At 60.9% G+C, this 23,593-nt stretch carries 18 protein-coding genes; 5 read left to right on the forward strand and 13 right to left on the reverse strand.

Annotated elements, in window-relative coordinates:
- Positions 1-2: 2 nt before the first annotated feature.
- The 3 genes from JF539_RS03165 to JF539_RS03175 form a co-directional block, all read right to left on the reverse strand.
- Positions 3-806 (reverse strand): pyrroline-5-carboxylate reductase family protein, encoded by an 804-nt coding sequence (locus JF539_RS03165; protein ID WP_207138893.1) that lies wholly within the window; start codon positions 804-806, stop codon positions 3-5.
- Between the two features lie 107 nt (positions 807-913).
- Positions 914-2,938 (reverse strand): methyl-accepting chemotaxis protein, encoded by a 2,025-nt coding sequence (locus JF539_RS03170; RefSeq protein WP_328809192.1) that lies wholly within the window; start codon positions 2,936-2,938, stop codon positions 914-916.
- Between the two features lie 178 nt (positions 2,939-3,116).
- Positions 3,117-4,019, reverse strand: coding sequence for a thermonuclease family protein (locus JF539_RS03175; protein WP_207138895.1), 903 nt, complete (start codon positions 4,017-4,019; stop codon positions 3,117-3,119).
- A 227-nt stretch (positions 4,020-4,246) separates the two neighbouring features.
- On the opposite strand from JF539_RS03175, the gene JF539_RS03180 reads away from it, so the two are divergent.
- Positions 4,247-4,591: a DUF952 domain-containing protein gene (locus JF539_RS03180; RefSeq protein WP_207138896.1), complete on the forward strand. Its 345-nt coding sequence runs from the start codon at positions 4,247-4,249 to the stop codon at positions 4,589-4,591.
- On the forward strand, positions 4,588-5,682 hold the full coding sequence (locus tag JF539_RS03185) for a quinone-dependent dihydroorotate dehydrogenase (protein ID WP_207138897.1): 1,095 nt from the start codon (positions 4,588-4,590) through the stop codon (positions 5,680-5,682). Before JF539_RS03180 ends, JF539_RS03185 begins: the two co-directional genes overlap by 4 nt.
- A 41-nt stretch (positions 5,683-5,723) precedes the next feature.
- Here the strand turns inward: JF539_RS03185 and JF539_RS03190 are convergent, their stop codons facing one another.
- Together JF539_RS03190 and JF539_RS03195 are read right to left on the reverse strand one after the other, a co-directional pair.
- On the reverse strand, positions 5,724-7,073 hold the full coding sequence (locus JF539_RS03190) for an MATE family efflux transporter (RefSeq protein ID WP_207138898.1): 1,350 nt from the start codon (positions 7,071-7,073) through the stop codon (positions 5,724-5,726).
- A gap of 49 nt (positions 7,074-7,122) precedes the next feature.
- The gene (locus tag JF539_RS03195) at positions 7,123-7,464 is read right to left on the reverse strand and encodes a winged helix-turn-helix transcriptional regulator (protein ID WP_207138899.1); all 342 of its coding nucleotides are present in this window, start codon (positions 7,462-7,464) and stop codon (positions 7,123-7,125) included.
- Between the two features lie 88 nt (positions 7,465-7,552).
- Here JF539_RS03195 and JF539_RS03200 point away from each other — a divergent pair, with 88 nt between their 5' ends.
- Positions 7,553-8,284 (forward strand): hypothetical protein, encoded by a 732-nt coding sequence (locus JF539_RS03200; RefSeq protein ID WP_207138900.1) that lies wholly within the window; start codon positions 7,553-7,555, stop codon positions 8,282-8,284.
- A gap of 70 nt (positions 8,285-8,354) precedes the next feature.
- Complete coding sequence (locus JF539_RS03205; RefSeq protein ID WP_207138901.1) at positions 8,355-9,317, forward strand: histone deacetylase; 963 nt, start codon at positions 8,355-8,357, stop codon at positions 9,315-9,317.
- Here JF539_RS03205 and JF539_RS03210 read toward each other — a convergent pair.
- The 8 genes from JF539_RS03210 to JF539_RS03245 form a co-directional block, all read right to left on the reverse strand.
- Positions 9,280-9,558 carry a DUF6460 domain-containing protein gene (locus JF539_RS03210; RefSeq protein ID WP_207138902.1) on the reverse strand — a complete coding sequence of 93 codons (279 nt, stop codon included), beginning with the start codon at positions 9,556-9,558 and terminating at the stop codon, positions 9,280-9,282. The two genes, JF539_RS03205 and JF539_RS03210, sit on opposite strands and share 38 nt — an antisense overlap.
- A 636-nt stretch (positions 9,559-10,194) precedes the next feature.
- Positions 10,195-11,262, reverse strand: coding sequence for an AraC family transcriptional regulator (locus JF539_RS03215; RefSeq protein ID WP_207138903.1), 1,068 nt, complete (start codon positions 11,260-11,262; stop codon positions 10,195-10,197).
- A gap of 440 nt (positions 11,263-11,702) precedes the next feature.
- Positions 11,703-13,913 (reverse strand): 3-hydroxyacyl-CoA dehydrogenase NAD-binding domain-containing protein, encoded by a 2,211-nt coding sequence (locus JF539_RS03220; protein ID WP_207138904.1) that lies wholly within the window; start codon positions 13,911-13,913, stop codon positions 11,703-11,705.
- A gap of 19 nt (positions 13,914-13,932) precedes the next feature.
- Positions 13,933-14,316, reverse strand: coding sequence for a cupin domain-containing protein (locus JF539_RS03225; RefSeq protein WP_207138905.1), 384 nt, complete (start codon positions 14,314-14,316; stop codon positions 13,933-13,935).
- 3 nt (positions 14,317-14,319) lie between these two features.
- A complete protein-coding gene (locus JF539_RS03230; protein WP_207138906.1) occupies positions 14,320-15,528 on the reverse strand; it encodes an acetyl-CoA C-acetyltransferase in 1,209 nt (402 codons plus the stop codon).
- A gap of 27 nt (positions 15,529-15,555) precedes the next feature.
- Positions 15,556-16,194: a glutathione S-transferase family protein gene (locus JF539_RS03235; protein ID WP_207138907.1), complete on the reverse strand. Its 639-nt coding sequence runs from the start codon at positions 16,192-16,194 to the stop codon at positions 15,556-15,558.
- Between the two features lie 132 nt (positions 16,195-16,326).
- On the reverse strand, positions 16,327-18,123 hold the full coding sequence (locus JF539_RS03240; protein ID WP_207138908.1) for an acyl-CoA dehydrogenase C-terminal domain-containing protein: 1,797 nt from the start codon (positions 18,121-18,123) through the stop codon (positions 16,327-16,329).
- A gap of 315 nt (positions 18,124-18,438) precedes the next feature.
- Positions 18,439-18,900 carry a MerR family transcriptional regulator gene (locus JF539_RS03245; RefSeq protein ID WP_207138909.1) on the reverse strand — a complete coding sequence of 154 codons (462 nt, stop codon included), beginning with the start codon at positions 18,898-18,900 and terminating at the stop codon, positions 18,439-18,441.
- Positions 18,901-19,324: 424 nt separating this feature from the next.
- On the opposite strand from JF539_RS03245, the gene JF539_RS03250 reads away from it, so the two are divergent.
- Entirely contained in the window at positions 19,325-23,428 is a 4,104-nt protein-coding gene (locus JF539_RS03250; protein WP_207138910.1) for a peptidoglycan-binding protein, read from the forward strand.
- The last annotated feature ends 165 nt before the right edge of the window (positions 23,429-23,593 follow it).

Consider the following 23,593-nt stretch of genomic DNA (forward strand, 5'->3'; position numbering starts at 1 on the left):
ACTCAGACTTTTTGAGCGATTGTTCGAGCGCGCGCCGTGCTCGCGCCCAGTCCCTCGGCAATGAGACCTTCGACGCCGAGTTCCTTTAACTTAACGAGACCGGCAGCCGTCGTGCCAGCGTAGTCGACCGTCTCCTTGACGCGAGTGTCCGGTGTCACTGTGTCCCGAGACATGATTTCGCCGCTTGCGAGGAAAAGCTGCTTGACGGCACGCACGGCAACGTCCGGCTCGACACCGTTCGCAAGCGCATATTTCACCATGCAGTCGGCGAAATAAGCCACAAATCCGGGAGCGGGGCCGGTAATGGCCGTGAACACGTCGATCTGGTTTTCCTCAGGCACTTCGTCGGAGGAGCCACAGGCTGAAAGCAACGTACTCACAAATAAGCGATCGTCATCCGAAAGACCCGGGGCTGCAAACCACGGCGAATAGGCAAGCCCAAGGGCGGCGGCAGGGCTCGACATGGCACGGACGGCGCGTTTCGTTCCGGTCAGCTGCGAAAGAGCCTCCAGACTGACGCCGGCCATGACAGAAATGACGAGCTTTTCGGGGGCTGCGATCGCGATCGTATCCGTCAACGCCGGAGGCACGGACAAGAGGATGACGTCACAGGCGTCCGTCAGTTCCTGGTTCGAAGTCGTGAAAGTCACATTTGGCCAGGAAAGAAACCTGGAGGACCTTCCCGACCTGTTCGAAATCCAGAGATTTTCCGGACGCACGCTGCCACCGGAGAGCCAGCCTTCGGCTATCGCACTGCCAAGCTGTCCGCTGCCGCCGATGATTCCAATCTTGCATTCGAGTGTCATGAAGCTTCCCCTGAACAATGATCGGGGAGGAACCTAACTCGCTTCAGGGCCAGTGTCATATCGCTGTGGCAATGCCTGCCTGGGCCAGAACAGATATCGAGCTCGAATTAGTCCGTCTCGTCGAAGAACCGGACGCCGAGTTTCTGACCGTCGCACCAGATCACGTGGCCCAGGCGGTCCGAGCCTTCAAAGGTGACTTTGAGCGTCTTGCCTTCCTTGATGTGCGAAATCCCCTTCAAGGCGATACCGTCTTTGGACACATTCTCGACCTCGGCGGAGAGAGTGCGGTCGTCCACCTGAACGGTCGCGGTCCCGGTTGCTTTCTTGCGGAGCGTGCCGCGCGCTTCGGCGTTTTTCAACTCGCCTTCCATGGCTTCCGAAAGATCGCCGAGCCCCTGCAGAACGTCCTTGCTTGCCTGGTCGAGGTCGACCAGGGCCGCGAAGGCTTCGCTCATATTACCTGCTTCCACCGCCCGAAGGGCCCGGTGCCCGGAGTCGTGAACGGCCTGATGCGGTTTCACCAGACTTGTGAAGAGCGGGTGAGCCCGGATCTTTTCGTTCTTGATCGAGTCGTACCATTTTCCGAGACGGCAGTTGTGATGATCCGGCATAGACGCGGAATGCCAATCGTCGTGTCCGGTGACCGTGTCGACGACGCGTTTCTTGAACATCACATGGTCGACGCGGGCCATTTCGCACAACGATCTGTTCGAATCCGCGTTGAAGAAGGTCTTGGCCGTTTCACTGAACTGATTGTTGCTGCTTTGCATGACCTTCTGCATCGCATTGAGCTGCTGGGTCGTGTTGGAGTTGGTTTCTGCCACGTTATTGACATTCTGAGCGATTTCGTGGCTCGCCCCCTTCTGCTGGTGCAAAATGGCGGTGATTTGGGTGACACGCTCGGAGACGTTGCCGACCATGCTGTCGATCGAGTGCATGATCTCGTTCGCGGACCCGATGGCATCCTCGCCGTATTTCACCGCGTTTTCGGAACTTTGTATCGCGGTCTGGATCGTTTCCATGCCGGTGGTCAGGGCTTCGATCCGCTGGGCGATGTCTTCCGTGGCCTTGCCGGTCTGGGAGGCAAGCGTCTTGACCTCCGATGCGACGACGGCAAACCCCTTGCCGGCCTCGCCGGCGCGCGCCGCCTCGATGGTGGCGTTCAGCGCGAGCAGGTTGGTCTGGTCGGCGATGGATTGAATGACCGTCAGGAATTCACCGATCTGCGAGGCGGCTTCGTTCAGTTCGGCGAGGCTTTGCGACGTTTGCCGGGAGGTCGTGGCGATTTCGCCGATTGCCTTCGACACGGCGGTCATCTTGGTAAGGCCGTCCTTCGCCGCATTGTTGGTCTCGGTCGCTTCCTGGGCCGCGCCTTCGCTGTTTTCGGAAATTTGCTCGATGGAGGCCACAAGCTCGTCGGCCGCCGCCGAGATGGATTGCCCCTTCTCGTTCGCTTCCTGTGTGTTGCGCGCCAGGAGCGCCATGGACATGACAATCTCGTTCAACTCGCAAACGGTGTTCGCTGTTGTTCTCAGGCCCATCAGGCCTGTGGTCTCTTTCTCCTTGGCGTCCAGCATGCGACGCTCTTCGGTTTCGAAGGCCCGTTGCGACAGGATCATGTCGAGGAAAAACCGGGTCACAACCGTTTGCAGCATTTCAATCTGGGCGCTTTGCGAGAAACGGTTCTTTTTGACGACAACCGGGATGATCTCGTTCAACATCCGGCCGAAGGAAGACATCAGCCATTCGGCCCTCAAGCCGATGCGGACATGGGCCTGACCGATGCGCGCCGCCTGACCGACAAATTCAAGGTCGGGATCGTGTGTGAAAAGATATTCCCAGTGTTTGGTCTGAGCGCTTTTCAGCGGGTTGGTGTTCTTCTCGTGAGCTCCCAGTTTCTCGCGCAGTTCTTCGGTTTTCACGAGGTCTTCATAAAAGCGTTCGAGCAAGGCGGGCAGCGCCGGCCGGACCACGCCCCATGCGCGACTGGCCGAGTCGAGGCTCGAGCCGGTTGTGGACATGAAGTTCAAATATTTTTCGATGTCCAGTGAAGGGTTTGCTTTTTTGAGGGAGGCGGAATTCATTTTCTTGTTCATCCCGTGGGAAGAGTGCATAGTAATACTATAGTTCATTAATTGAGTAAAAATTCTATAACCGGAAAAATTGAGATTTTTACGTGAAAGTACTATTGAGTGTTTTTATATCGGTATAAATGACGTTTACTTACGCTGGGTAACTTTCCGCGTGGGTGCGGCGCATCCAAAGGCCTGACGGCGGACCGGATGAGCCGGCCTCACTGGACCCTCGATGTCATTGCGGCGTGGAGAGCAGGGGGAAGCCGGCGTCGGGCGAAAGAACGGGTTCGCCTGGTTGGTCCTCGCTGGCCGACAGGCTCCACTCGACGACTTCCTGCGTCAGGCCTTCAAGACCCGGCAGGGCCGCGGTGGCACTCGATTCCCAATCGCGACCGGGCAACTCGCTCAGCCATTCGGTCTTCCACTGGCCGATCTTTTTCTCCCGGGCCTTGAGCGCAAGGTCCTGGAAGTTGGAAGGGGCGTCCGTCGAGGGCGCAGCCCAGCCGTAGCGGATCAGACGTGCGCTCAGGTCGACAAGCCCGCGCTTGCAGGTTGCCAGAATTTGCTGCGGACCTGTTTCTTCCATCTTGTGACAGGTGATTTTGAACTGGCGGACCAGCCCTCTCAAGAAGGTTCTGGCCCTTGCGCCGCAGGGCCAGGTCTCCCCTGTCCGGGTAACGCAGGTGGCTTCCGGGTCCAGCGGTTCAATGTAAGCCAGGGTCACCGTCAGCTTGCCGGACCTCAGGTGGCCATTGTCCAGAACCTGGACCCGTGTCAGCTCAAGAGGCCCATCCGGCACAGGCTCGACCGGCGGGTCCTTGAGCTCCAGATACCGTTTTGAAGGTTCTATGCGCTTCAGATTGCCGGTCACCCGGGGCGAAGTTACGCCGTCCGGAGAAACGTCGCGGATTTCCTGGGGCAGGGGTGCGGCCGGAACAGGGTGCTCGGCACCGGCGATCTCTTCGGTTCTGAGATCCTCAGCCGACACGGCGCCCGTTGCCGGGGCGGATGCCTCCACGGCAGAGGCCGGTTTCCCGTCTTCGGGAATTTGCGGCGGTTCGGCAAGCAAAAGCCATGCGAGCAGGCCGCCGGCGGCGGTCAGCAGAATGACGGGCACTATGATCGGCCGAAGCTTCATTCCAAGACACTCGCGGTTCCCAGGGCGGTTCCGGGGCTTTGGTACCTGCGCAGCACAATGGGAGTCAATTTAGGATTTTTTCCGGTTTTCCCGCAACCAAACAAAATGTCCTCAAAAAGATCCCCAGTCCGCTTGGTACGGCGCCTGTAAACGCTTGTCCGCTGAAATCGCTTTGGGTAGGTTCCCGGTCAAATTCGGCGGAAATCAAAGACGGAACCGGCTGGCGCATGACATTGATATTCAAGATCGTTCCACTGTCTCTCTGGCGGGAGGCAACTGAAGCCGGAGTGTTCAAGGGTGCCCCGGTCGACCTGGCCGACGGTTACATTCATTTTTCGACGGCGGACCAGGTGCGGGAAACGGCGGCGAAACACTTCGCGGGGCAGGCGGATCTTCTGCTCGTGGCCCTGGAAGCGGAAGGCTTCGGGGACTGCCTCAAATGGGAGCCCTCCCGCGGCGGAGCCCTGTTTCCGCATCTTTACGCCGATCTTGATCCGGCGTCGGCGATCTGGGTGAAGGATCTTCCCCTTGGCGCGGACGGAAGTCACGTGTTTCCGGAGCTTGCACCGTGACGCCGGCCTGGATTGAGAATCTGGCCCTGAAAGGCCTTTGGTGCCTCGACGCCGAGACCGCTCATCGCGCGACGGTGCTGGCTCTGAAATCAGGCCTTGTTCCGGGGCCGGGGCCGGAAGTCGACCCGCGCCTTGCGGTGAAATTATGGGATCTGACCTTTCCCAATCCGCTCGGCATGGCGGCCGGGTTCGACAAGAACGGGGAAGTTCCGGATGCGCTGCTCAAACTTGGCTTCGGCTTTACCGAAGCCGGTTCGGTGACGCCGCGCCCGCAACCGGGCAACCCGCGTCCCCGGGTTTTTCGCCTGCCCGACGACCGGGGTGTCATCAACCGGTTCGGTTTCAACAACGAAGGCCATGCGGCATTGCGCAAGCGGCTCGACGCGCGTCCGCGCCTGACGGGGATCGTCGGCATAAATGTCGGGGCCAACAAGGACGCCGAAGACCGGACTGCCGACTATGTCTCCGGTATCTACGAATTCGCCGACATCGCGTCCTACTTCACCGTCAATGTGTCCTCGCCGAACACACCGGGCCTGCGCGATCTGCAGGCCCGCTCCGCACTCGCGGAGCTGTTGACCGGGGTGATCTCCGCGCGGGACGAGTGCACGCAAAAGCTCGGCCGGCGCGTTCCTGTCCTGCTCAAGATCGCGCCGGACGTCAGCGATGAAGGCCTTCAGGACATCGTGGAGGAAGTTCTCGCCAAGAACGTCGACGGCCTGATCGTCTCCAATACGACAATCGGCCGGGAAGGCCTGAGCGGCACCGGCCCCGCTGACGAGGCCGGGGGGCTCTCCGGGCGTCCGTTGTTCCGCAAATCCACCATCGTGCTTGCCAGGGCGAGAAAGCTGGCGGGGCCGGACCTGCCGATCATCGGTGTCGGCGGCATCGACAGCGCGGAAACCGCCTGGGAAAAGATTACCGCGGGCGCCGATCTCCTGCAGCTCTATTCGGCGCTTGTCTTCAGGGGACCGGCCCTGATCGGTGAAATCCTGACGGGTCTGGCCGCGAAGCTCAACGCAGATGGCCTGACGTCCTTGCGGGAAGCGCGCGATACCAACGTCGAGGCATGGGCTTCCGAAACCGCATAGAGCATCGTGGTTCAAATGATTCAGACCTGGCGAACGATGCCCTAAGCCGCGAACGTTTCCGCGGCGCGTTTCCGGTACATCGCCAGGAGCGTCACGCCGCGCAGGCCGAGGAAGATCTCCAGGGACAGCCAGAGCCCGTGATTGCCCAGGACCGGAAAGAACAGATAATAGGCGGCGATATAGGCGGCCAGAGACAGCAGCATCATGTTGCGCATGGTGCTCGACCATGTGGCGCCGATGAAGACGCCGTCCATCTGAAAGGCCAGTACGCCAAGCAGAGGCGCCAGAACCGCCCAGACCAGATAGACTTCCGCCTGGGCGCGCACGTCCGGCGCGGTGGTCATCAAGGCGATCAGGCCTGTGCCGGAGACGAGGAAAACCAAAGCAAGGCATCCGGCAAGGGCAAAACTCCAGATCGCCGTGAGGCGTAGCGTCTTGTCGAACGCCGGCCTGTTTCTTGCGCCAACAGCGCGCCCGACAAGCTGTTCCGCGGCTGTCGCAAGACCATCGAGAAAATAGCCGGCGACGACGATGAACTTCTCCAGCACCGCGTTTGCCGCCAGAATGGCGTCTCCCTGGGTGGCGGACTTCGCCATGAAAAACGCATAGGCGACAAGCAGCGAGAAAGACCGGATCATGATGTCCCGGTTCACCGCCATCGTTCGCAGGAGGAGGCGCCGGTCCAGGATGATGGCAAGCGCCGGCCAGGATTTACCCTTGACGTTGGCGAGGATTAGCAAGGCGCCGAGACCGGCGGCGGAGGCTTCGCTCAGGGCGGTTGCAAGTGCGACCCCTTCGACGCTCCACTCAAGGCCGATCACGAACCAGATGCTGAGGGCAATGTTCAGACCGTTCATGAAGAGCTGGAGAGCCAGCCCGGTGCCGGCGCGCCCGAGCCCCAGGAACCAGCCGAGAATGGCATAGTTCGCGAGGACGAATGGGGCACTGTAGACCCGGACGTCGAAGTAACGCGCCATTGCGTTCTGCACGTCGGCGCTGCCGCCGAGGAACCACATTCCGGCTTCTCGGGCCGGGGTCTGCAGAAGGATGACCGCCAGTCCGCCAAGCAGCGCCAGAACAAGAGCGCGAAGAAGCGTCGCCTTGATTTCTTCATCGTTGCGCGCGCCGAGGGCCTGAGCGGTCAGGCCCGTGGTTCCCGAGCGCAGAAAACTGAAGGTGTTGAAGAGCACGTCGAAGACAATACTGCCAAGCGCAATGCCGCCAAGCAGGGCGGCGTCGCCGAGACGCCCGATCACCGCCATGTCGATCAGTCCGAGCAGAGGCGTTGACAGAAAGCCGAGGGTCATCGGAACGGCTATGGCGAGAACCGAACGGTTCGTCACCGTGAAGCCGAGTTTCACGGGATCTGTTGAGGAGGAGCTGTCGGACATCGGGAACTCTTGTTGATGTCGGTCCTTTTGTCCGTCTTGCCCGCGCCCGTCAATCGTTTTCGCTTGCCTGCCCGGTATCCGGATACTGCATGCCCCAGTCATAGAGCGCTTGCATGACAGGTCCGAGTTTTTCCCCCTTCGCGGTCAGGTGGTATTCCGCCCTCGGCGGATGATCCGAATATTGCCTTCTCTCCAGGATGCCGGAGTGTTCCAGCCGTTTGAGCCGGTTCGAAAGCGTGTTGGGGGACAGGCCCAGTTCGGTTTGCAGATCCTGAAACCGGCGTTTTCTGCCCTCCAGAAAAAACTCCCGAACGATCAGAAAAGACCACTGATCGCTCAGGATGTCGGTGGTCCGCCGGATCGGGCAGTTGGCGCGCGAAATGCTTTTCATGAGCCGAAATGTATGTCGGCTCTTGCAATTTGTGAAGTCGCTACAAAAATAATAGTAACTTCATAAATGGAAGTGAATGGAGTTTTTGATGTTTGCGACTTTCCTGGAATTTTACGTGCGGGTCTTCACCACGATGCTGCCCGCGCTTGCGCTAACCACCATTGCGCTGTCGGCGCGCAGGGCGGAGCTTCCCTGGAAAACCACGGCCTGGGTGATGGCCGGAATGGGGCTGCTGTTCGGGCTTTGGCATGCGCTGGCTGCCAGAATGGGAGAACTGAACCTGCTGATGCCCCCTCAGACGGTGACGAGCACTCCCTATATTCTGTTTTTCCTGCTGGGCGGAGCCGCTCTGCTGGTCGTTTTGGCGCGAATTCCCCGACTGGGACGGACGATCACGGATGCCGCCGACCAAAGGGTCCTGATGCTGTTCCAGGTCCCGAGGGTCATGGGCGCCGTCTTCCTGCTCGGGTGGGCACTGGGAGAGATCCCCTGGCAGTTCGCACTGCCTGCGGGCCTCGGCGACGTCTGGGCGGGTGTCGCCGGCTGGCAGGCCTATCGGGCGCTCGAAAGCGGCCGGGACGATGCGGAGGCCACTGTGTGGCGCGCCAATCTGATCGGTGTTGCGGATTTCGTTGTCGCTGTCCTGACCGGGATCATGACGTCGGAGGGCTTCGCGCACATCATGGCGCAATCCGATCCGAACATCATAAATCGCTATCCTCTGGTGCTCTTCCCGGCATTGTTCGTACCTGTTTTTCTGGCCGCGCACATCATTTCGGTCTTCAGACTGCGCCAGGCGGCCAGGCTGCAAACGGCGTGAACGCCACGTTTTTAAAACCGGTTCGCGGGTAGACTGTCAGAAAAGCGATCGGGCGATATATTCTCGCGCAATGACAATGCCGATCGTTCATCATCCGGCCTACTGCGCCGACTTGCCCGCGAACCACCGTTTCCCGATGGACAAATTCCGTGCCGTGGCGGAGTTGATCGTGGAAGAGGGGTTGCTGGACGGCGCCGGAACCTTTTTCCGTCCGCGGGCCGCGCCGTTTGAATGGGTCGCGCTGGCGCATGATCCGGTTTACGTGGATCAGGTGTTTCACGGCAAGGTGCCGGACGGTATCGCCCGGGAGATCGGCTTCCCAATGCGTCCGGACATCGCGCTGCGCGCCCGCTGCGCCACCGGTGGCACGGTGCTGACGGGATATCTGGCACTGGACTATGGTCTGGCCTGCAACACTGCCGGTGGCAGTCATCACGCACGCCGGGCGCATGGCGCGGGGTTCTGTGTTTTCAACGACGTCGCGGTGGCGCTCAAGGTGATGCAGGCGGACGGAGCGATCCGCAAGGCGCTTGTGATCGACCTCGATGTGCATCAGGGAGATGGAACCGCCGACATTTTCTCCGGCGATCCGGACATCTTCACCTTCTCGATGCATTCGGAAAAGAACTATCCGGTCCGCAAGGTTCCCTCGCATCTCGACATCGGTTTGCCCGACGGGACCGGGGACGCGGATTATCTGCGCAAGCTTGAAGAGGTGCTTCCCGGGCTGTTGGCGATGGAGCCCTGGGACATCGTGTTTTTCAATGCCGGTGTCGATCCTTTCGAGGGCGATCGTTTGGGTCGCCTGGCGCTCACGCGCACCGGGCTGCGCCAGCGCGACCGGTATGTCATCGGCGCGGTCCGGGAAGCTGACATCCCCCTGGCGGGCGTCCTGGGCGGCGGTTATTCGACGGACATCGGCGAACTGGCCGACCGTCACGTGACGCTGCACCGGGTTGCGCGGGATGTTTCGCGACGAAGCAGTCCGCCGGTTTCTACTGCTTCGGACGCCCCATCGCGAGAAGGCGCGTGAGGAACCAGATCGGCACCACGACGACGGCGCCGAGAACAAGATAGCGGCCAAGCCGTCCGATCGCCTCGAAGCCCATGTTCCAGAGCCTTTCGAAGAAGTCGACCGCCATGTGAACGAGATCGAGCGGATCCAGATCCAGGGCCGCCAGAATGATGCCGACGACGAAGGACAAAAACACAAGACGCAGCGCGACCTGACCGGGCGAGCCCCCCAGAAAACGGCTTAGGCCGGTATCGGGCATGTGTTTCTCCAGACTGACTTGCGGACTAACCTGATCCGGAAATTAGGAATGTTCTCTGCCGATTGCAATGATCTGCCGCCCTGTAAAATTGATCCCGTAGCGCATCCTTTCATTCAGGAAAAAAGACTGCACCGTCAACTTTCGAGATCAAGCAGCTAATTACACGCGGTGTCGTAAATGGTATAATCCCATTGGTTTCAGGCCAAAGACAGCGCGCCCCGGTTGCCCTATAAAGACCTCGGGAAGGCGCATTGGATTGCAAGCGAAAATCCCATCCAGCTTGTGCGACGTCCTTCCTCCGATCTGGGTGAATGACCAAAAAGGGTCCGCGCCAGGTATGGCCGAGGCGCAGGAACCGCCACGCTCCAGTTCGGTTAGAAGTCACTGTGCCCGGACGATCCCACAACCATTTCCGTTCCGGCAGCAGGGCATAAGAAGTTGCTCGTGCCGGATGTCGAATATCCGTCAGGCAACCATTGACCTACGGCACGGTTTCGGTTTTGCCCGAAACCGCAACCGTGCCGGTATTCTTTGTCGGGATTTGAACCATCTGCGTCTGTCTGAACCTCGTCTGATGGTTCGACCCTGTTCGCCGGCAAGGCGTGCCGGGCGGGACGGCCTGCGCGTGGGGCCGGGTCACATGGATTTGGGCGTTTTCAAAGTTCCTTGGATGCCCCCTTTGACCGGCATGTGTCTCGAAGGTCCGTCCCGCACCTTCCGGGGCGAGACGCCAAACCAGATCTTCACGGCTCTGGAAAACGTACTCAGTTCGGAGAAGCCAAGCAGATAGGCGATTTCCTTCATCGGCAGGTCCGTGCTGCGCAGGTAGCGCTCGGCCGCAGAGCGGCGGATCGCCTCGCTGAGTTTACGGAAGCTCGTGCCTTCTTTTTCCAGGAGACGCTGGACGGCCCGTTGGGACATTCCCAGTCTTGCGGAGATCTTCGGCAGGGTACATGCACCATTCGAAAGATTCGAGGCGACTTCATTTGCGACGCGGGACAGGGGCGATTCCATCTGGCCGAAGCTTTTCAGTTCTTCAAGCGCAGCCTTGTAAATAATTTCGTAGAGATGGCTGTCATTGCGCTGAAGGGGACGGGCCAAAAGGGCTTTCGGAAAGGAAATACTGTAGTGCGGCGCGTTAAATCTTATACGGCCCTGGTATTTTCTCAGGAAATCCGAGGTGCCGTGGGGCGCACGGCAAGCCATCTCGATCAGGATCGGCGGCGCCTGCACGTCGAGCGCCAGTTCGATCTGCCGAGACGCCCATGCGATCCGCGCGAACATGTTTTGCTGCCATTTGCCGCTCCCCTCAGGAACGACCCATTCGATGCAGCCTCCGGTCTCCGTTTCCCGGAAGATCATGCTGTAGGCGTTGGTACGGATCGGGAGAAACTTTTCCCAGGCCTTGCACCCCTCTCGTAACGAAGGCGCGCAGGCAAACAGATAGTCGAAGATCGAAAAGCGCCCGGTTTCGATACGGTGGAACAAATCGAACATGCGGGCGTCGTCACCCAACTCCTCCGCCACGGTTTCGAACACGCCGTCCAGCACGGTGATCGGAACGATGCCTTTGGGATCGTCAAGAACGGAAAGATCGAAATTGTGGCGCCGCGCGATTTGCGGCCAATCCAGATCTTCCTTTGAACAAAAGTCACGCAAGACGCTAATTGCATCCGCACGCGCCCATTCCCCCTTAAGCGCCATCTCATTCTCCAGCCGATCGTGCACGGTTTTTAAGCAAACTGTGCATGAAATGCCTTTTAGATCAAGTTTTGTCGTCAATTGCTAACCAAATTGACATTATAATATCGGTAAAAATAACAATTATTGTATTTAAAATCGGATTGAGATCTTGGAGTTTAGTTGTCATTACGGCTGTGCGCTGTCCGCGCTACATCCCGATGACTGGAATCGGAAGCCGCCAGTTTGTTCGCAACTGCAGTGTGGTCTCAAAACAGTAGTCGCCTCACCGTGTTCCGCTTCACGCGACGTCTTTCACCGGACGTTCTGCTTCGGGATTGATTGCCTCGCACTGTTGGTCCGCAGCTCTGACAAACTGTGGGTCGAGGTCATGATTGACACCCCGGGCAGCGTTCCGCTGCCCGGGGCGATTCTGATGGGGACCAGATTTCTTCAGTGGGCTGCTAAGCGGCGTCCCTGTCTTTTTCGGCCGTCTTCGGGGGAAACATCCCGTAGAAGGTGCGGTTTTCCCTGGCCATATCGCGCAAGAGCTTGTTCGGTTTGAAACGGGGACCCCACTTGCGGGCGTACTTCTTGCAGACCTCGACAAAGGCCGGCGTTCCCATCATGTCGATATAGCTCAGCGTGCCTCCGGTGTAGGGGGCGAAGCCGAAGCCGAGAATCGACCCGACATCGGCTTCGCGTACATCGGTCAGGCATTGTTCCTCGAAGATGCGCGCGGTCTCGAGCGCCTGCATGACAAGGAGGCGCTTTTTCAACTCCTCTATGTTGAAGCTCGATGCCGGTTTCGGCTTGCCGGTAACCTCCGCAATTCCCGGCCACAAGGTCTTCTCCTTGCCCTTGTAGTCGTAAAAGCCCTTGCCGTTCTTGCGGCCGAAGCGCTCCCGTTTGACGACCATCTCTTCAAGGATGTTGTCCAGCGGGCCTTCGACATATTTCACACCGAGATCCTTGCGGGTGGCGGAAACGATTTTCCAGGCAAGATCAAGAGCGACCTCGTCTCCAAGCGACAGCGGCCCGACCGGCATGCCGGCCATCTTGCCGGCGTTCTCGATCATCGCCGGCGGTACGCCGTCGGCCAGCATCATCAGACCTTCGCGGATGTAGGTCATCACCACGCGGGACGTGTAGAAGCCCCGGCTGTCGTTGACCACGATGGGCGTTTTCTTGATGGCCTTGATGTAGTCGAGGGCCATCGCCAGGGCACGGTCCGAGGTCTTCTTGCCGAGGATCACTTCCACCAGCATCATCTTGTCGACCGGTGAGAAGAAGTGGATGCCGATGAAGTTCTTGGGCCGTTTGGACGCCTGGGCGAGCGAGGTGATCGGCAGGGTGGATGTGTTCGACGCATAAACCGCCCGGGACTTCATGGCCGCCTCGGCCTTTTCCGTCACCGTTTTCTTGATATCGCGGTCCTCGAACACCGCCTCGATCACCAGATCGCAGTCAGCCAGTGCGTCATAGTCCACGGTCGCCGTAATCCGGGAAAGCAGCTTCTCCTTCTGCTCCTGGGTCGCGCGGCCGCGCTTGATCGCTTTCGAAATCAGCTCGTCGGAATGGGCCTTGCCCTTGTCGGCGGCTTCCTGGTCCCGGTCGATCAGAACGACGTCGATCCCGGCCTGGGCCGTCACATAGGCAATGCCGGCGCCCATGAAGCCGGCGCCGAGAATGCCGATTTTCTTGATCTTGTTCGGCCTCTGATCCGCCGGGCGGCGCGCCAGCTTGTTGAGTTCCTGCATGGAAACGAACAGCGAGCGGATCATGTTGGCCGCTTCTGGTGTCTGCAGGACCTTGGCGAAGTAGCGGCTCTCGATCTGAAGAGCCAGATCCATCGGCATTTGCAGGCCCTCGACCACGGACTGCAGCAGGTAGCGGGCACCCGGATAATTGTCGTGGGTCTCGCGGCGGTAGATCGCATTCGCCGCGGGCCAGAACTGGAAGCCGGCCGGAGAGTAGACCTTGCCGTTTGGCAGCTTGTAGCCCTTCTTGTCCCACTCCTTGACCGGGTCGAGACCGGCCTTGAGCAGTTTCTTGGCCGCCGCGACCAGTTTCCTGGGCGCCGCAACCTCGTCCACCAGTTTCATCTGTTTGGCCTGCGACGCGCGAAGGGTACGGCCTTGCAGCAGAAACTGCAGACCCTGCTGGCCGTCGGTCATGCGCATGACGCGCTGGGTGCCGCCGGCGCCGGGAAACAAGCCGACCTTGACTTCCGGAAGTCCCATCTTCAGGTCCTCGCCGACCACCCGGGCATGACAGGCAAGCGCAAGCTCGGTGCCACCGCCCATGCAGGTTCCGGCAACCGTGGCGACAAAGGGCTTGCCGCAGGTTTCCAGCTTCCGGTAGATCTGCGACAGCTTGCGCGAGCCGTCGAAAAGCACCTTCGCGGCGGCTTCCGGATCGTTGCCGCGTTTGACATGGAAGTCCTTCAGGAGCCCTTCCAGCATGGTCAGGTCGGCGCCACCGGAAAAGGCGGCTTTGCCTGAGGTGATCACCGCGCCCTTGATTGCATCGTCTGCCGCGATCTGGTCAACGATCGCGTCAAGCTCCTCCATGACTGTCATGTCGATGACGTTCATCGATTTGCCGGGCATGTCCCATGTCACCAGGGCGAAACCGTCCTCATCGGTTTCAATCGTGAAATTCTTGAAGCTCATGTGAGTGGTCCTCCTCGGGTCAGGCGCCGGATGTCGTCAGGTGGGCGCGCTGCTCGGCGCCCGACTTGGTGACCTGATCGACAACGTCGCCGGTGTGTTTGGTTTCGGCGGGCTCGAACAGCATGAGCCAGCATTCCTCTTCGGCGAGCGGGTTGTGCTCGATGCCCTTGGGAACGACGTGCATGTCGCCGGCCTTCAGGACAACGTCGTCCCTGTCGCGGTAGCGGATGGTGAGACTGCCTTTTATGACGAAGAACAGTTCATCTTCGTCCTTGTGGTCGTGCCAGACGAATTCGCCTTTCACCTTGGCAAGCTTGACGCTCTGGTCATTGACATCGGCCACCACCCGCGGCGACCAGTAGTCGGCGATCTGGGCGAATTCCCTGTCGATGTTGCTGATCATGGCTTACACCCGTTCGATGATCGTGGCGGTGCCCATGCCGGCGCCGATGCACAGCGTCACCAGGGCGGTGTTGAGGTCGCGGCGCTCCAGTTCGTCCAGCACCGTGCCGAGGATCATGGCGCCGGTCGCGCCGAGCGGGTGACCCATGGCGATCGCGCCGCCATTGACGTTGACGGTTTCCGGATCGAGCTCGAAGGCCTGCTGGTATCTGAGGACCACGGAGGCGAAGGCTTCGTTGATCTCGATCAGATCGATATCCTTCATCTCCATTTTGGCGTTCTTCAGAAGCTTGTCGGTCACATCCACCGGACCGGTCAGCATCAGCGCCGGATCCGAGCCGATGTTGGCGAAGGCCTTGATCCGCGCCCGGGGCTTCAGCCCACAGGACCGGCCGGCGGTGCTCGATCCGATCAGGACGGCCGCCGCCCCGTCGACGATGCCGGAGGAGTTGCCGGCGTGGTGCACGTGCTTGATCGCTTCGATTTCCGGATGGGCCTGGATACCGACCGCGTCGAAACCGCCCATCGCGCCCATGAGTTCGAACGACGGGTTGAGCGAGGCCAGCGACTGCATGTCGGTCTCGGGCCGCATATGCTCGTCGCGGTCGAGGATGGTGATGCCGTTGACATCCTTTACCGGCACCACAGATTTTGAGAACCGGCCCTCGTCCCACGAGCGGCCCGCCCGTTTCTGGCTTTCCACCGCATAGGCGTCGCAATCGTCCCGGGTGAAACCATACTTCGTCGCGATCAGATCGGCGGAAACGCCCTGGGGCATGAAATAGGAGGGGATGGCGACCTGGGGCTCGATCGGCCAGGCTCCGCCGGACGCACCGAGCCCGACGCGGCTCATGCTTTCCACGCCACCCGCGATCACCAGTTTGTGCTGTCCGGACATGACCTGTCCGGACGCCATGTTGACCGCGTCGAGGCCGGAAGCGCAAAAGCGGTTGATCTGCATGCCCGGAACCGAAGTGTCGTAACCTGCCGCGAACACCGCCGCGCGGCCGATGTCGCCGCCCGCTTCGCCAACCGGGTCCACGCATCCCAGAACGACGTCGTCGACTTTCGCCGTGTCGAGGCCGTTGCGGTCGCGGATGGCTTCCAGGGCGGTCGCTGCAAGACGCACGGACGGCACTTCGTGCAAGGCGCCGTCCTTCTTGCCGCGGCCACGCGGTGTGCGTACGTGGTCGTAAATATAGGCTTCGGGCATCAGATCCTCCTCAAGATAAGGTAACCCTCATTTTTTCTCCGGTAGCGGATGGCCGGGCATGAGGTCGTAAGGGTGTTTCCAGCCGGGCAGGGACTTGATCCGGTCCAGCCAGGCGATGACATTCGGGTAGGGGGCGAAGTCGATGCCGGTCTCGTCCCGCACGTAGAGATAGCCGCACAGGGAGAAGTCGGCCGTGGTCGGTTTGCCGCCGATGGCGAATTCGTTTTGCGCGAAATGCTTGTCCAGGATGGCGAGCGCGGATTTCACCCGGCCGTCCAGAAATGCGGTCACTTCGGTCTCGCCGGTCTTGATCAGCGTGCGCATGAAACGCAGCGGGCCGGCAAGTCCGGAAACCTTCTGGTTGTCGAAGATGGTCCAGCGCAGGATCTCGCGCCGTTCCTCGTCGTTGTCCCAGCCGAATTTGCCGAATTTCTCAAACAGATAGTCCATGATGACCGCGGACTGGGTCAAGAGCTTGCCCTGGTGATCGAGCACGGGAACCTCGCCCATTTCGTTGAGCGTGCTCCGGTATTCCTCGGTCCGGGTTTCCCCGTTGAAGAAATCGACCCATTTCGGCTCCCAGTCGGCACCGCACAGCTCCAGCATCAGGGCTGCTTTGTAGGCGTGGCCGGACTGGGCCATGCAGTGAAGGACATATTCAGCCATAACTTGAAATCTCCGTGGCAGGTAAAATCGGACGGGGCACTTTATCTGCCATTCGCGGTTTGCGGAGTTCCATTTACTGTCCCGGCAGAACGAAAATTCCGTCGTGCCGGGGCAAAGCCGGGCAACCGGTGCTCAGAAGGCCTCTGCGCCGAGCGACATCATGACATCGGACCCGGAAGAGATCCGCGCAAGATGTGCCGCGGTTTCAGGCAGGGTACGCTGCATGAAGAACCTGCCGAAGGAAAGTTTGTTTTCCAGCCACCCGGTGTTGTCGCCGGTCCCCTCCGCAAGCCTCTCCTGGATCGTCTTTGCCATTCTGGTCCACATGTAGCCGAGCGCGACCAGACCGAAGAGATGCATGTAGTCGACGGAGCCGGCACCGGCGTTGTCGGGGTTCTTCATGGCATTGTTCATGAACCACATGGTGGCCGCCTGAAGGTCGTCCATGCCTTTTTTCAAAGGTCCCGTGAACGCGCCGAGCGCTTCGTCGTCCTTGTTTTCCTTGAGGAACGTGTTGACCTCGTTGAAGAAACTCATCACGGCGCGGCCGCCGTTCGCCGGAAGCTTGCGGCCGACGAGGTCGAGCGCCTGAATGCCGTTGGCGCCTTCGTAGATCATGGCGATGCGCGCATCGCGGACGAATTGCTCCATGCCCCATTCGCCGATATAGCCATGACCGCCATAGAGCTGCTGGGCGTTGACCGCGTTCGCGAAGCCCGTATCGGTCAGGACGCCTTTCAGAACCGGTGTCATCAGACCCATCATGTCGTCGGAGAACTGTCTGGATTTCTCGTCGTCGGAGCGGTGGGAAACGTCGCCGTGGAGCGCGGTCCAGATCACCAGGGCGCGGGCCGCCTCGTTGAACGAGCGGATCGACATCAGCGTGCGGCGCACGTCCGGGTGCACGATGATGGGATCGGCCGGCTGCTCCGGGCTCTTTGGTCCGGTGAGCGCGCGGCCCTGCAGGCGGTCTTTGGTATAGGCCGCGGCGTTCTGGTAGGCGACTTCCGATTGGGACAGGCCCTGCACGGCCACGCCGAGGCGGGCTTCGTTCATCATGGTGAACATGGCGCGTAGGCCCTTGTTCTCCTCGCCGACCAGCCACCCGGTGGCACTGTCGTAGTTCATCACGCAGGTGGCGTTGCCGTGAATGCCCATCTTGTGCTCGATGGAGCCACAGGAAACGCCGTTGTTGCTTCCGACAGACCCGTCCTCCGCGATCTCGTTGCGAGGCACGACGAAGAGCGAAATGCCCTTGGTCCCCTCCGGAGCGCCATCGATACGGGCAAGCACCAGGTGGATAATGTTGTCCGACATTCCGTGTTCGCCGGCGGAGATGAAGATTTTCGTGCCGGTAATCTTGTGGGAGCCGTCCGGTTGCGGAACGGCCTTCGTGCGGATGAGCCCGAGATCCGTTCCGCAATGAGGCTCGGTCAGGTTCATGGTGCCGGTCCATGTGCCGGAGATCATGTTCGGCAGGTATTTCTGCTTCTGCTCATCGGTCCCATGGATCGTCAGGGCGGCGATCGCCCCCGCTGTCAGACCCGGATACATGGCGAAGGCCATGTTGGCGGAGGAGGCGAATTCGTTGAAGATGGTCGCCAGCGTGTGGGGCAGGCCCTGGCCGCCGTAGTCCGGATCGGCCGAAAGGGTTCCCCAGCCGCTCTCGCAAAAGGCCTTGTAGGCCTCTTCGAAGCCTTTCGGCGTGGTCACGGTGCCGTCGTCGTTCCGCTGACAGCCTTCCCGGTCGCCGGTCTGGTTGAGCGGCTGCAACACTTCTTCGGTGAACTTGCCGCCCTCGCGCAGGATGGCCTCGACCAGGTCCAGCGGCGCATCGGAAAAGCCCGGCAGATTGCTGTAGCGTTCGTAACCAAACACGTCCTTGAGCAGAAAAAGCACGTCATCGACAGGCGCGGAATAGCTCGGCATGGAAATCCTCCCAGATCTGCCTTTTTGGCGGAGCTTACGTTTCCGTAAACGTCATCTTGCGCTCCTTATACGCGGCTTGTTTTTGTCCGGCAAGTGGTGTCCCAACGGAAGCGATGACAAAAAATTAGGGCTGAAATGCGTGTTTGAGAATGGTTTTGAAGGGATGGAGCGCGGTTTCATGCTGTCGCGGCCCGATTTCGGCCGGTCGCGGGAGAGCGCCCGAGGCGTCTGAATTCTGCCCTGGCGGTGAACTGCGGCCAAAAGAAAAGCCGCCGGCGAGGGCCGGCGGCTCGTGACGTTGGAAACCGAAAGGGCTCAGCCTTCCTCGGCTTCCTTCTGTTTCAGCATGCCGGACACGATCTGAACGGTGCGCGACAGTTCCTCGATGGCCTGTTCGATATCCTTGCGCTGCTCTTCCAGGACCGAGATCTGTTCGCTGAATCTGGACAGGGCGACGCGCAACTGGGTCACCTGGCCGTCGCGCAGGTCGTAGAGATCGAGCATGTCGCGGATTTCGGACAGGGAAAAGCCGACCCGCTTGCCCATCAGTACCAGTTTGAGGCGGGCGCGGTCGCGGCGGTTGTAGACCCGGTTCAACCCGTCGCGTTTCGGATTGAGCAGGCCCTTGTCCTCGTAGAACCGGAGGGTTCTCAAGGTGCAGTCAAATTCCTTGGCAAGGTCGCCGATTGAAAACTGGGTTTTCTTGGTGCTGTCGTCGCCTGCGGACACAACATCCACAAGATCGTCTTCGTTCAGGATCGATAGGGCTTCGCTCATGGCAGTTCGTTCTCTTCTTCAAGCCGTTACCCGGCTCGTTGTCGGATGTTTTCGGTTCTTTGGAACCCGGCCCTGACGATTTTTCTTCGGTTCTGCTGGCGCTCATGTGTTTACGCGCACAGGTTTGCGGGCCGGTTTCTTGGCCTCTATTTAGCTTACGTTTGCGTTAAGGTCCAGTCGTGTGACGACGATGGCGGAAAAGTCGCAGCCAGGTGCTGAATCGATTCGTTCGGCCCGATTTCAAAGCACAGGCGAAATCCGTTCGAAAACAAATGGTTTCGCAATTAGCGAACCGGATTAACGCCCTGTTTACCGTAAGTCGACAAAGTCAAGCGAAACGCTGCGCCAATTCGTGCTTTTGGTTCGAGTATGGCTCAGCCTGCTACATCAGCGGCCAGAACGGCCGTCAGTCCAGGGTCAAGACATGCCGGCTTGGAAAAAACACGACACGGGGCGCCGCGGTCGCGATGTTTACGAAACCGAAGACCGTTTCGAGGCGCCGCGCAAGGAAGCGGCGCACAGCCGCATTGAGCGTCTGACGGCAACGGCAACGGCGCTGGGCAGCGGTTATGGGCCGCAGCATGGCCCACAGCACGGCAATGAGCATGACGAGGATCTGTCTGCTGTCGCCGACGAGCTGGACAGGTTGCTGTCGGAGCGCGGCGATCACGCTTCGCGCGCACCGCGCAAGGCCCGCGTCCCGCAGTCTTTTCCGCATCGCGGCGAGGTTTCCGGCACCCCCGGCCGTCGCGCTCCCGGGCGCGACCGGGCCCGGGAAATGGGGATGGACGATGTCATGGGCGCGCTCGACCGTCTGGACGAGCAGGTTCAGGGGCTTGCGGCCTCCGAAGGCGAGGAGGATTTTCATCACTCCGTGCAACGGTCCCGCAGGCTGCCTGGGCGTTACGCTCTCGACGATTTTCCCGACGAGCCGTCTTACGGCGAAAGCGCCTACTACCCGGATGCCGGTGAGGGCCACTACGCGGATGTTGAAGCCGCCGAAGCCGCGTATCGCCGCCGCGACCGCACCCATCGCGACGCGTCCATGCATATCTACAAGGATCTCGGCCGCCGCATCGACGCGTTGAGGGCGCCGCAGGAAAAAGCGCTGAACCAGGTTCGCGAAGAGCTCGGTTCGCTGCGCGAGGCGCTTGGCGGCATTTCGCGCGGCACCAGCGAAACCGTCGGGCGTCAGAACGCGGAATTGCGGCGCCTCGCGGACATGGTCGAGCGGCTGCGCGCCGACAAGAAAAACGACCTTCTTGCCAAGGAAATCCGTAAAGAGGTGACCGATCTCAAGGCGATGGTCGGACGCACCAACGTGGAAGGAGCGCTGCAGACCCTCGAACACGGGTACTCTCATATCCTTCAGCGGCTGGACGAATTATCCCGCGCCTCGGTCGACCCGAGGATCTTGCGGGGGGTGACCGCGCGGCTGAACGAGATCGAGGACGCGTTTGCCGCGCTGCCCCGCTCCGAGCACATGCTGGTGCTGGAAGACCGTGTCGTCGGCATCGCCGAACGCGTGGAAGAACTGCTGCAGCGGAAAAGCCATGCCGACATCGAACCGTTGCGGGCGGAACTGCGCGAAGTGCGCGGTTTCGTCGAGCAGATCGATATCAAGGGTCTTGTCGAAGGCATCGACGACCGCATGAAATTCGTTTCCGGCCGGCTTGACGATCTTGAAGTTCTCGCCCGCGAGCAGCGGGGCCTGGACAGCCGCCTGTCGGCGATGGAAGAGCGTATGCCGGAGCCGGAAACCCTGTCCCGTCTGCAGGGCAGGCTCGAGGACATCGTCGGCATGATGGCCGACGAGCGCGCAGCACCCGCCGAAAACGAGCACCTTTTCCAGGTCGACCGCCGTCTTGACGATATTGTCGACCGCCTGGAGCGCATGGAACAGTCCGCTCCGTTGCCGTCCGCCGACGCCGGCGCTTTCGAAGCCCTTGAGAGCCGCCTGGAAACGATTGCCGGCAAGATCGACGCGATCGAAAAGAAGGCGTCCCGCCCCGTGCCGGTCCTCGATGCGGCTGCGATGCGCTCCGTTGGCGGCCCGGACAGCAAGTTCCTGACCCAGTTGCAGGAGCGGCTGAACGATCTGACGGAGCGCCTGGAACAGCCAAGCGACACGGTCACCACGGGCGATCTGGACAAGCTTCGCGAAGAAATCGGTTCGATGCGCGCCAGCGTCGCGGCACCGGCATCGACGGAGGCGCTCGAACAACGCATTTCGGATCTGGCGCAGGTCGTCTCCAGGGGGGCGGAAGTCACCGACGACAGCCGGTTCGAACAGCTCGGCGCCAAGGTTGCAGCGCTTGCGGAGCAGATTGAAACTTCCTCTTCCGGACCGGCGGATAGCGACCGGTTGGCTCCGGTTCTGGAGCGCATCGAAAAGGGTCTGGAACAAACGCGCTTCGATGTCGCCGGGATTGCGAAACAGGCCGCGGAAGAGGCCATCGCGAACGCTCCCGCGACCGGTGGGCACTACGACGACGCCATCGCTGAACTGCAGGGCGACCTCAAGCGTCTTCTCGATGCGGCGGAGGGAAGCGACGAACGCACGCGCAATACCTTCGACAGCGTGAAATCCGTTCTCGGATCCCTGACCGAGCGTCTGGATAAACTCGAGCGCGCCGACATTCCCGAAACATCCGCCGCTCCGGCGATGAGTTACATGCCCATCCAGGCGGCCGAGAAAGCGTCGGCCTTTGCAAGCGCCCATACCCCGGCTGAGAAGACGGAACCACGTGCTCCCGAAGAAAAAGCGCGCGACCGCAAGGCCGATTTCATAGCGGCTGCGCGCCGCGCTGCGCAGGCCGCATCCGCCGAAGCCGCCAAACTGGAAAAAACGCAAAAGACCGGCCCCAATGCGGATGCCGCGGACGAGGAACGCGGCAAGGCCCGGATTGGCTGGTTGCGGAATGTCCTGAAGCGCGACAAGGGGGGCGACGTCGACGAGGCCGAGACGGAAAACGCCGGCGATCTTGAACTGGACGCCGATCATGTCGCGGAAACGCCGCACGACGGCGATGAGGCAAGACTGTTCCCGGGAGACCGGCCTGCGCCGGAAATGCCCCAGGGCACGACCGGTCGGCGCCGGGCGATCCTTTACACGGCCGCCGCAGTTCTCCTTTTGATGGGAACATTGACCGTCTACAGGGTCGCGACCAATTCACCGCAAGAGGGTGAACAGCTCGCGTCCGTGCCGAAAGACAGCACGGTGACGGCCGAAACCGTTGCCGGAGACAAGGCAGCCGATGTTGCCAAAGCCGCGCCGGTGGAGGCGGACCCGGCCGCCGCTCCGAAAGACGTGGCAACCGGACGGGAACCGGACGGCGCGCGGACCAACGCCGAAACGGTTTCGAAAGTTACTGGAAACGATGCGACGCAGAAGCCCGGCGGCGAAGCTTCGCCGAAGGCGGCCGCTTCGGCAACGGCCTCCGGGACAACCCCGCTGCAGGGCGGCGGCGACGTCAAGGCTGCTTCGGCTTCCGGCACGCTGGGTTCTGAAAAAGAGCTCGCCTTCGCACCGCCGTCAGGGGTTGCCGGCAGCTTCAGCGACAAGCCGGCCGACAATCCGTCCGGTTTCACCGCGGCCAAGGAAACGGAAACAACCCCCGCCAGCGCCCCCGCGAACCTGATTGCGAGCCTGCCGCCAGAAGGCGTCGGACCGATGGCGCTGCGCAGCGCGGCGGCGAGCGGCAATCCGGCCGCGGAATTCCTGGTCGGCGTGAAGTACACCGAAGGCAGCGGTGTGCCGGCCGATATGCAGAAAGCGGCGGCCTGGTATCAGAAGGCGGCGGACCAGGGCCTTGCCCCGGCGCAGTACCGGCTGGCGAGCCTCTACGAAAAGGGCCGTGGCGTCCGCCAGGACCTTGAGAAGGCGAAAGCCTGGTACACCAAGGCGGCGGAAGCCGGCAATGCCAAGGCCATGCACAATCTGGCGGTGCTTTATGCCGAAGGCGGCGGCGGTCAGCCGGATTACAAGGCGGCCGCGAAATGGTTCGAGCTTGCGGCCAACTACGGGGTGAAGGACAGCCTGTTCAATCTCGGAATTCTGTACGCGGGCGGGATCGGCGTCGACCGGGATCTGGTCGCCAGCTACAAGTGGTTCGCGATCGCCGCGGACCAGGGCGACCCGGAAGCGGCCAAGCGCCGGGACGACGTGGCCAACATGATGGACCAGGACGCGCTGGCGAAGGCCCGTCTGGCGGTTGAGAACTTCAAGCTGAAGACCCCCGCGGCCGCGGCCAACAAGGTGATGATGGATCCGGGCTGGACGGAAGGATCGTCCTCGCTCCCGGCCGAGCGGGTGTCCGTGGACGCCCAGGCACTCGACAATACCGCCATGATCCGCGAGGCACAGGACAAGCTGAACTATCTCGGTTTCGACACGGGGACGCCGGATGGGCGCATGGGTCCGCGCACCCGCAGCGCCATCCGGGCCTTCCAGCGCAGCCTCGGGGTGCCTGAAACCGGCGAAGTGGACGGAAAGCTGATCGACGAGCTGAAAAGCCAGGCGATCTGACCCACAGTCGCCTTCGCGACGGAAACGGACGGACCGGTTGGTTGACAGACCGGCCGGTACGGGTCTTTAACGATTTCCGTGTAGTCTGTTGCCGAAGATCGTTGCCATTGGTTCTCAGGATGGGGCATTGGCAAGGATCATCGGTCCTGAAGCTATTTCCTGCAG

The organism is Roseibium aggregatum (genome assembly GCF_017309185.1).
In the GTDB taxonomy this organism is placed as follows: Bacteria; Pseudomonadota; Alphaproteobacteria; order Rhizobiales; family Stappiaceae; genus Roseibium; species Roseibium aggregatum_B.

Excerpts from the sequence above, each read along its gene's own strand:
- JF539_RS03240 (WP_207138908.1), bottom strand. The coding sequence starts at position 18,123 with ATGCCGAGCTATTCCGCGCCTGTCGATGACGTGCTTTTTCTGCTCAAG.
- JF539_RS03165 (WP_207138893.1), bottom strand. The coding sequence starts at position 806 with ATGACACTCGAATGCAAGATTGGAATCATCGGCGGCAGCGGACAGCTT.
- JF539_RS03175 (WP_207138895.1), bottom strand. The coding sequence starts at position 4,019 with ATGAAGCTTCGGCCGATCATAGTGCCCGTCATTCTGCTGACCGCCGCC.
- JF539_RS03250 (WP_207138910.1), top strand. The coding sequence starts at position 19,325 with ATGCCGGCTTGGAAAAAACACGACACGGGGCGCCGCGGTCGCGATGTT.
- JF539_RS03200 (WP_207138900.1), top strand. The coding sequence starts at position 7,553 with ATGTTTGCGACTTTCCTGGAATTTTACGTGCGGGTCTTCACCACGATG.
- JF539_RS03210 (WP_207138902.1), bottom strand. The coding sequence starts at position 9,558 with ATGCCCGATACCGGCCTAAGCCGTTTTCTGGGGGGCTCGCCCGGTCAG.
- JF539_RS03180 (WP_207138896.1), top strand. The coding sequence starts at position 4,247 with ATGACATTGATATTCAAGATCGTTCCACTGTCTCTCTGGCGGGAGGCA.
- JF539_RS03170 (WP_328809192.1), bottom strand. The coding sequence starts at position 2,938 with ATGAACTATAGTATTACTATGCACTCTTCCCACGGGATGAACAAGAAA.
- JF539_RS03195 (WP_207138899.1), bottom strand. The coding sequence starts at position 7,464 with ATGAAAAGCATTTCGCGCGCCAACTGCCCGATCCGGCGGACCACCGAC.
- JF539_RS03225 (WP_207138905.1), bottom strand. The coding sequence starts at position 14,316 with ATGATCAGCAACATCGACAGGGAATTCGCCCAGATCGCCGACTACTGG.
- JF539_RS03235 (WP_207138907.1), bottom strand. The coding sequence starts at position 16,194 with ATGGCTGAATATGTCCTTCACTGCATGGCCCAGTCCGGCCACGCCTAC.
- JF539_RS03205 (WP_207138901.1), top strand. The coding sequence starts at position 8,355 with ATGACAATGCCGATCGTTCATCATCCGGCCTACTGCGCCGACTTGCCC.
- JF539_RS03220 (WP_207138904.1), bottom strand. The coding sequence starts at position 13,913 with ATGAGCTTCAAGAATTTCACGATTGAAACCGATGAGGACGGTTTCGCC.
- JF539_RS03230 (WP_207138906.1), bottom strand. The coding sequence starts at position 15,528 with ATGCCCGAAGCCTATATTTACGACCACGTACGCACACCGCGTGGCCGC.
- JF539_RS03190 (WP_207138898.1), bottom strand. The coding sequence starts at position 7,073 with ATGTCCGACAGCTCCTCCTCAACAGATCCCGTGAAACTCGGCTTCACG.
- JF539_RS03245 (WP_207138909.1), bottom strand. The coding sequence starts at position 18,900 with ATGAGCGAAGCCCTATCGATCCTGAACGAAGACGATCTTGTGGATGTT.
- JF539_RS03215 (WP_207138903.1), bottom strand. The coding sequence starts at position 11,262 with ATGGCGCTTAAGGGGGAATGGGCGCGTGCGGATGCAATTAGCGTCTTG.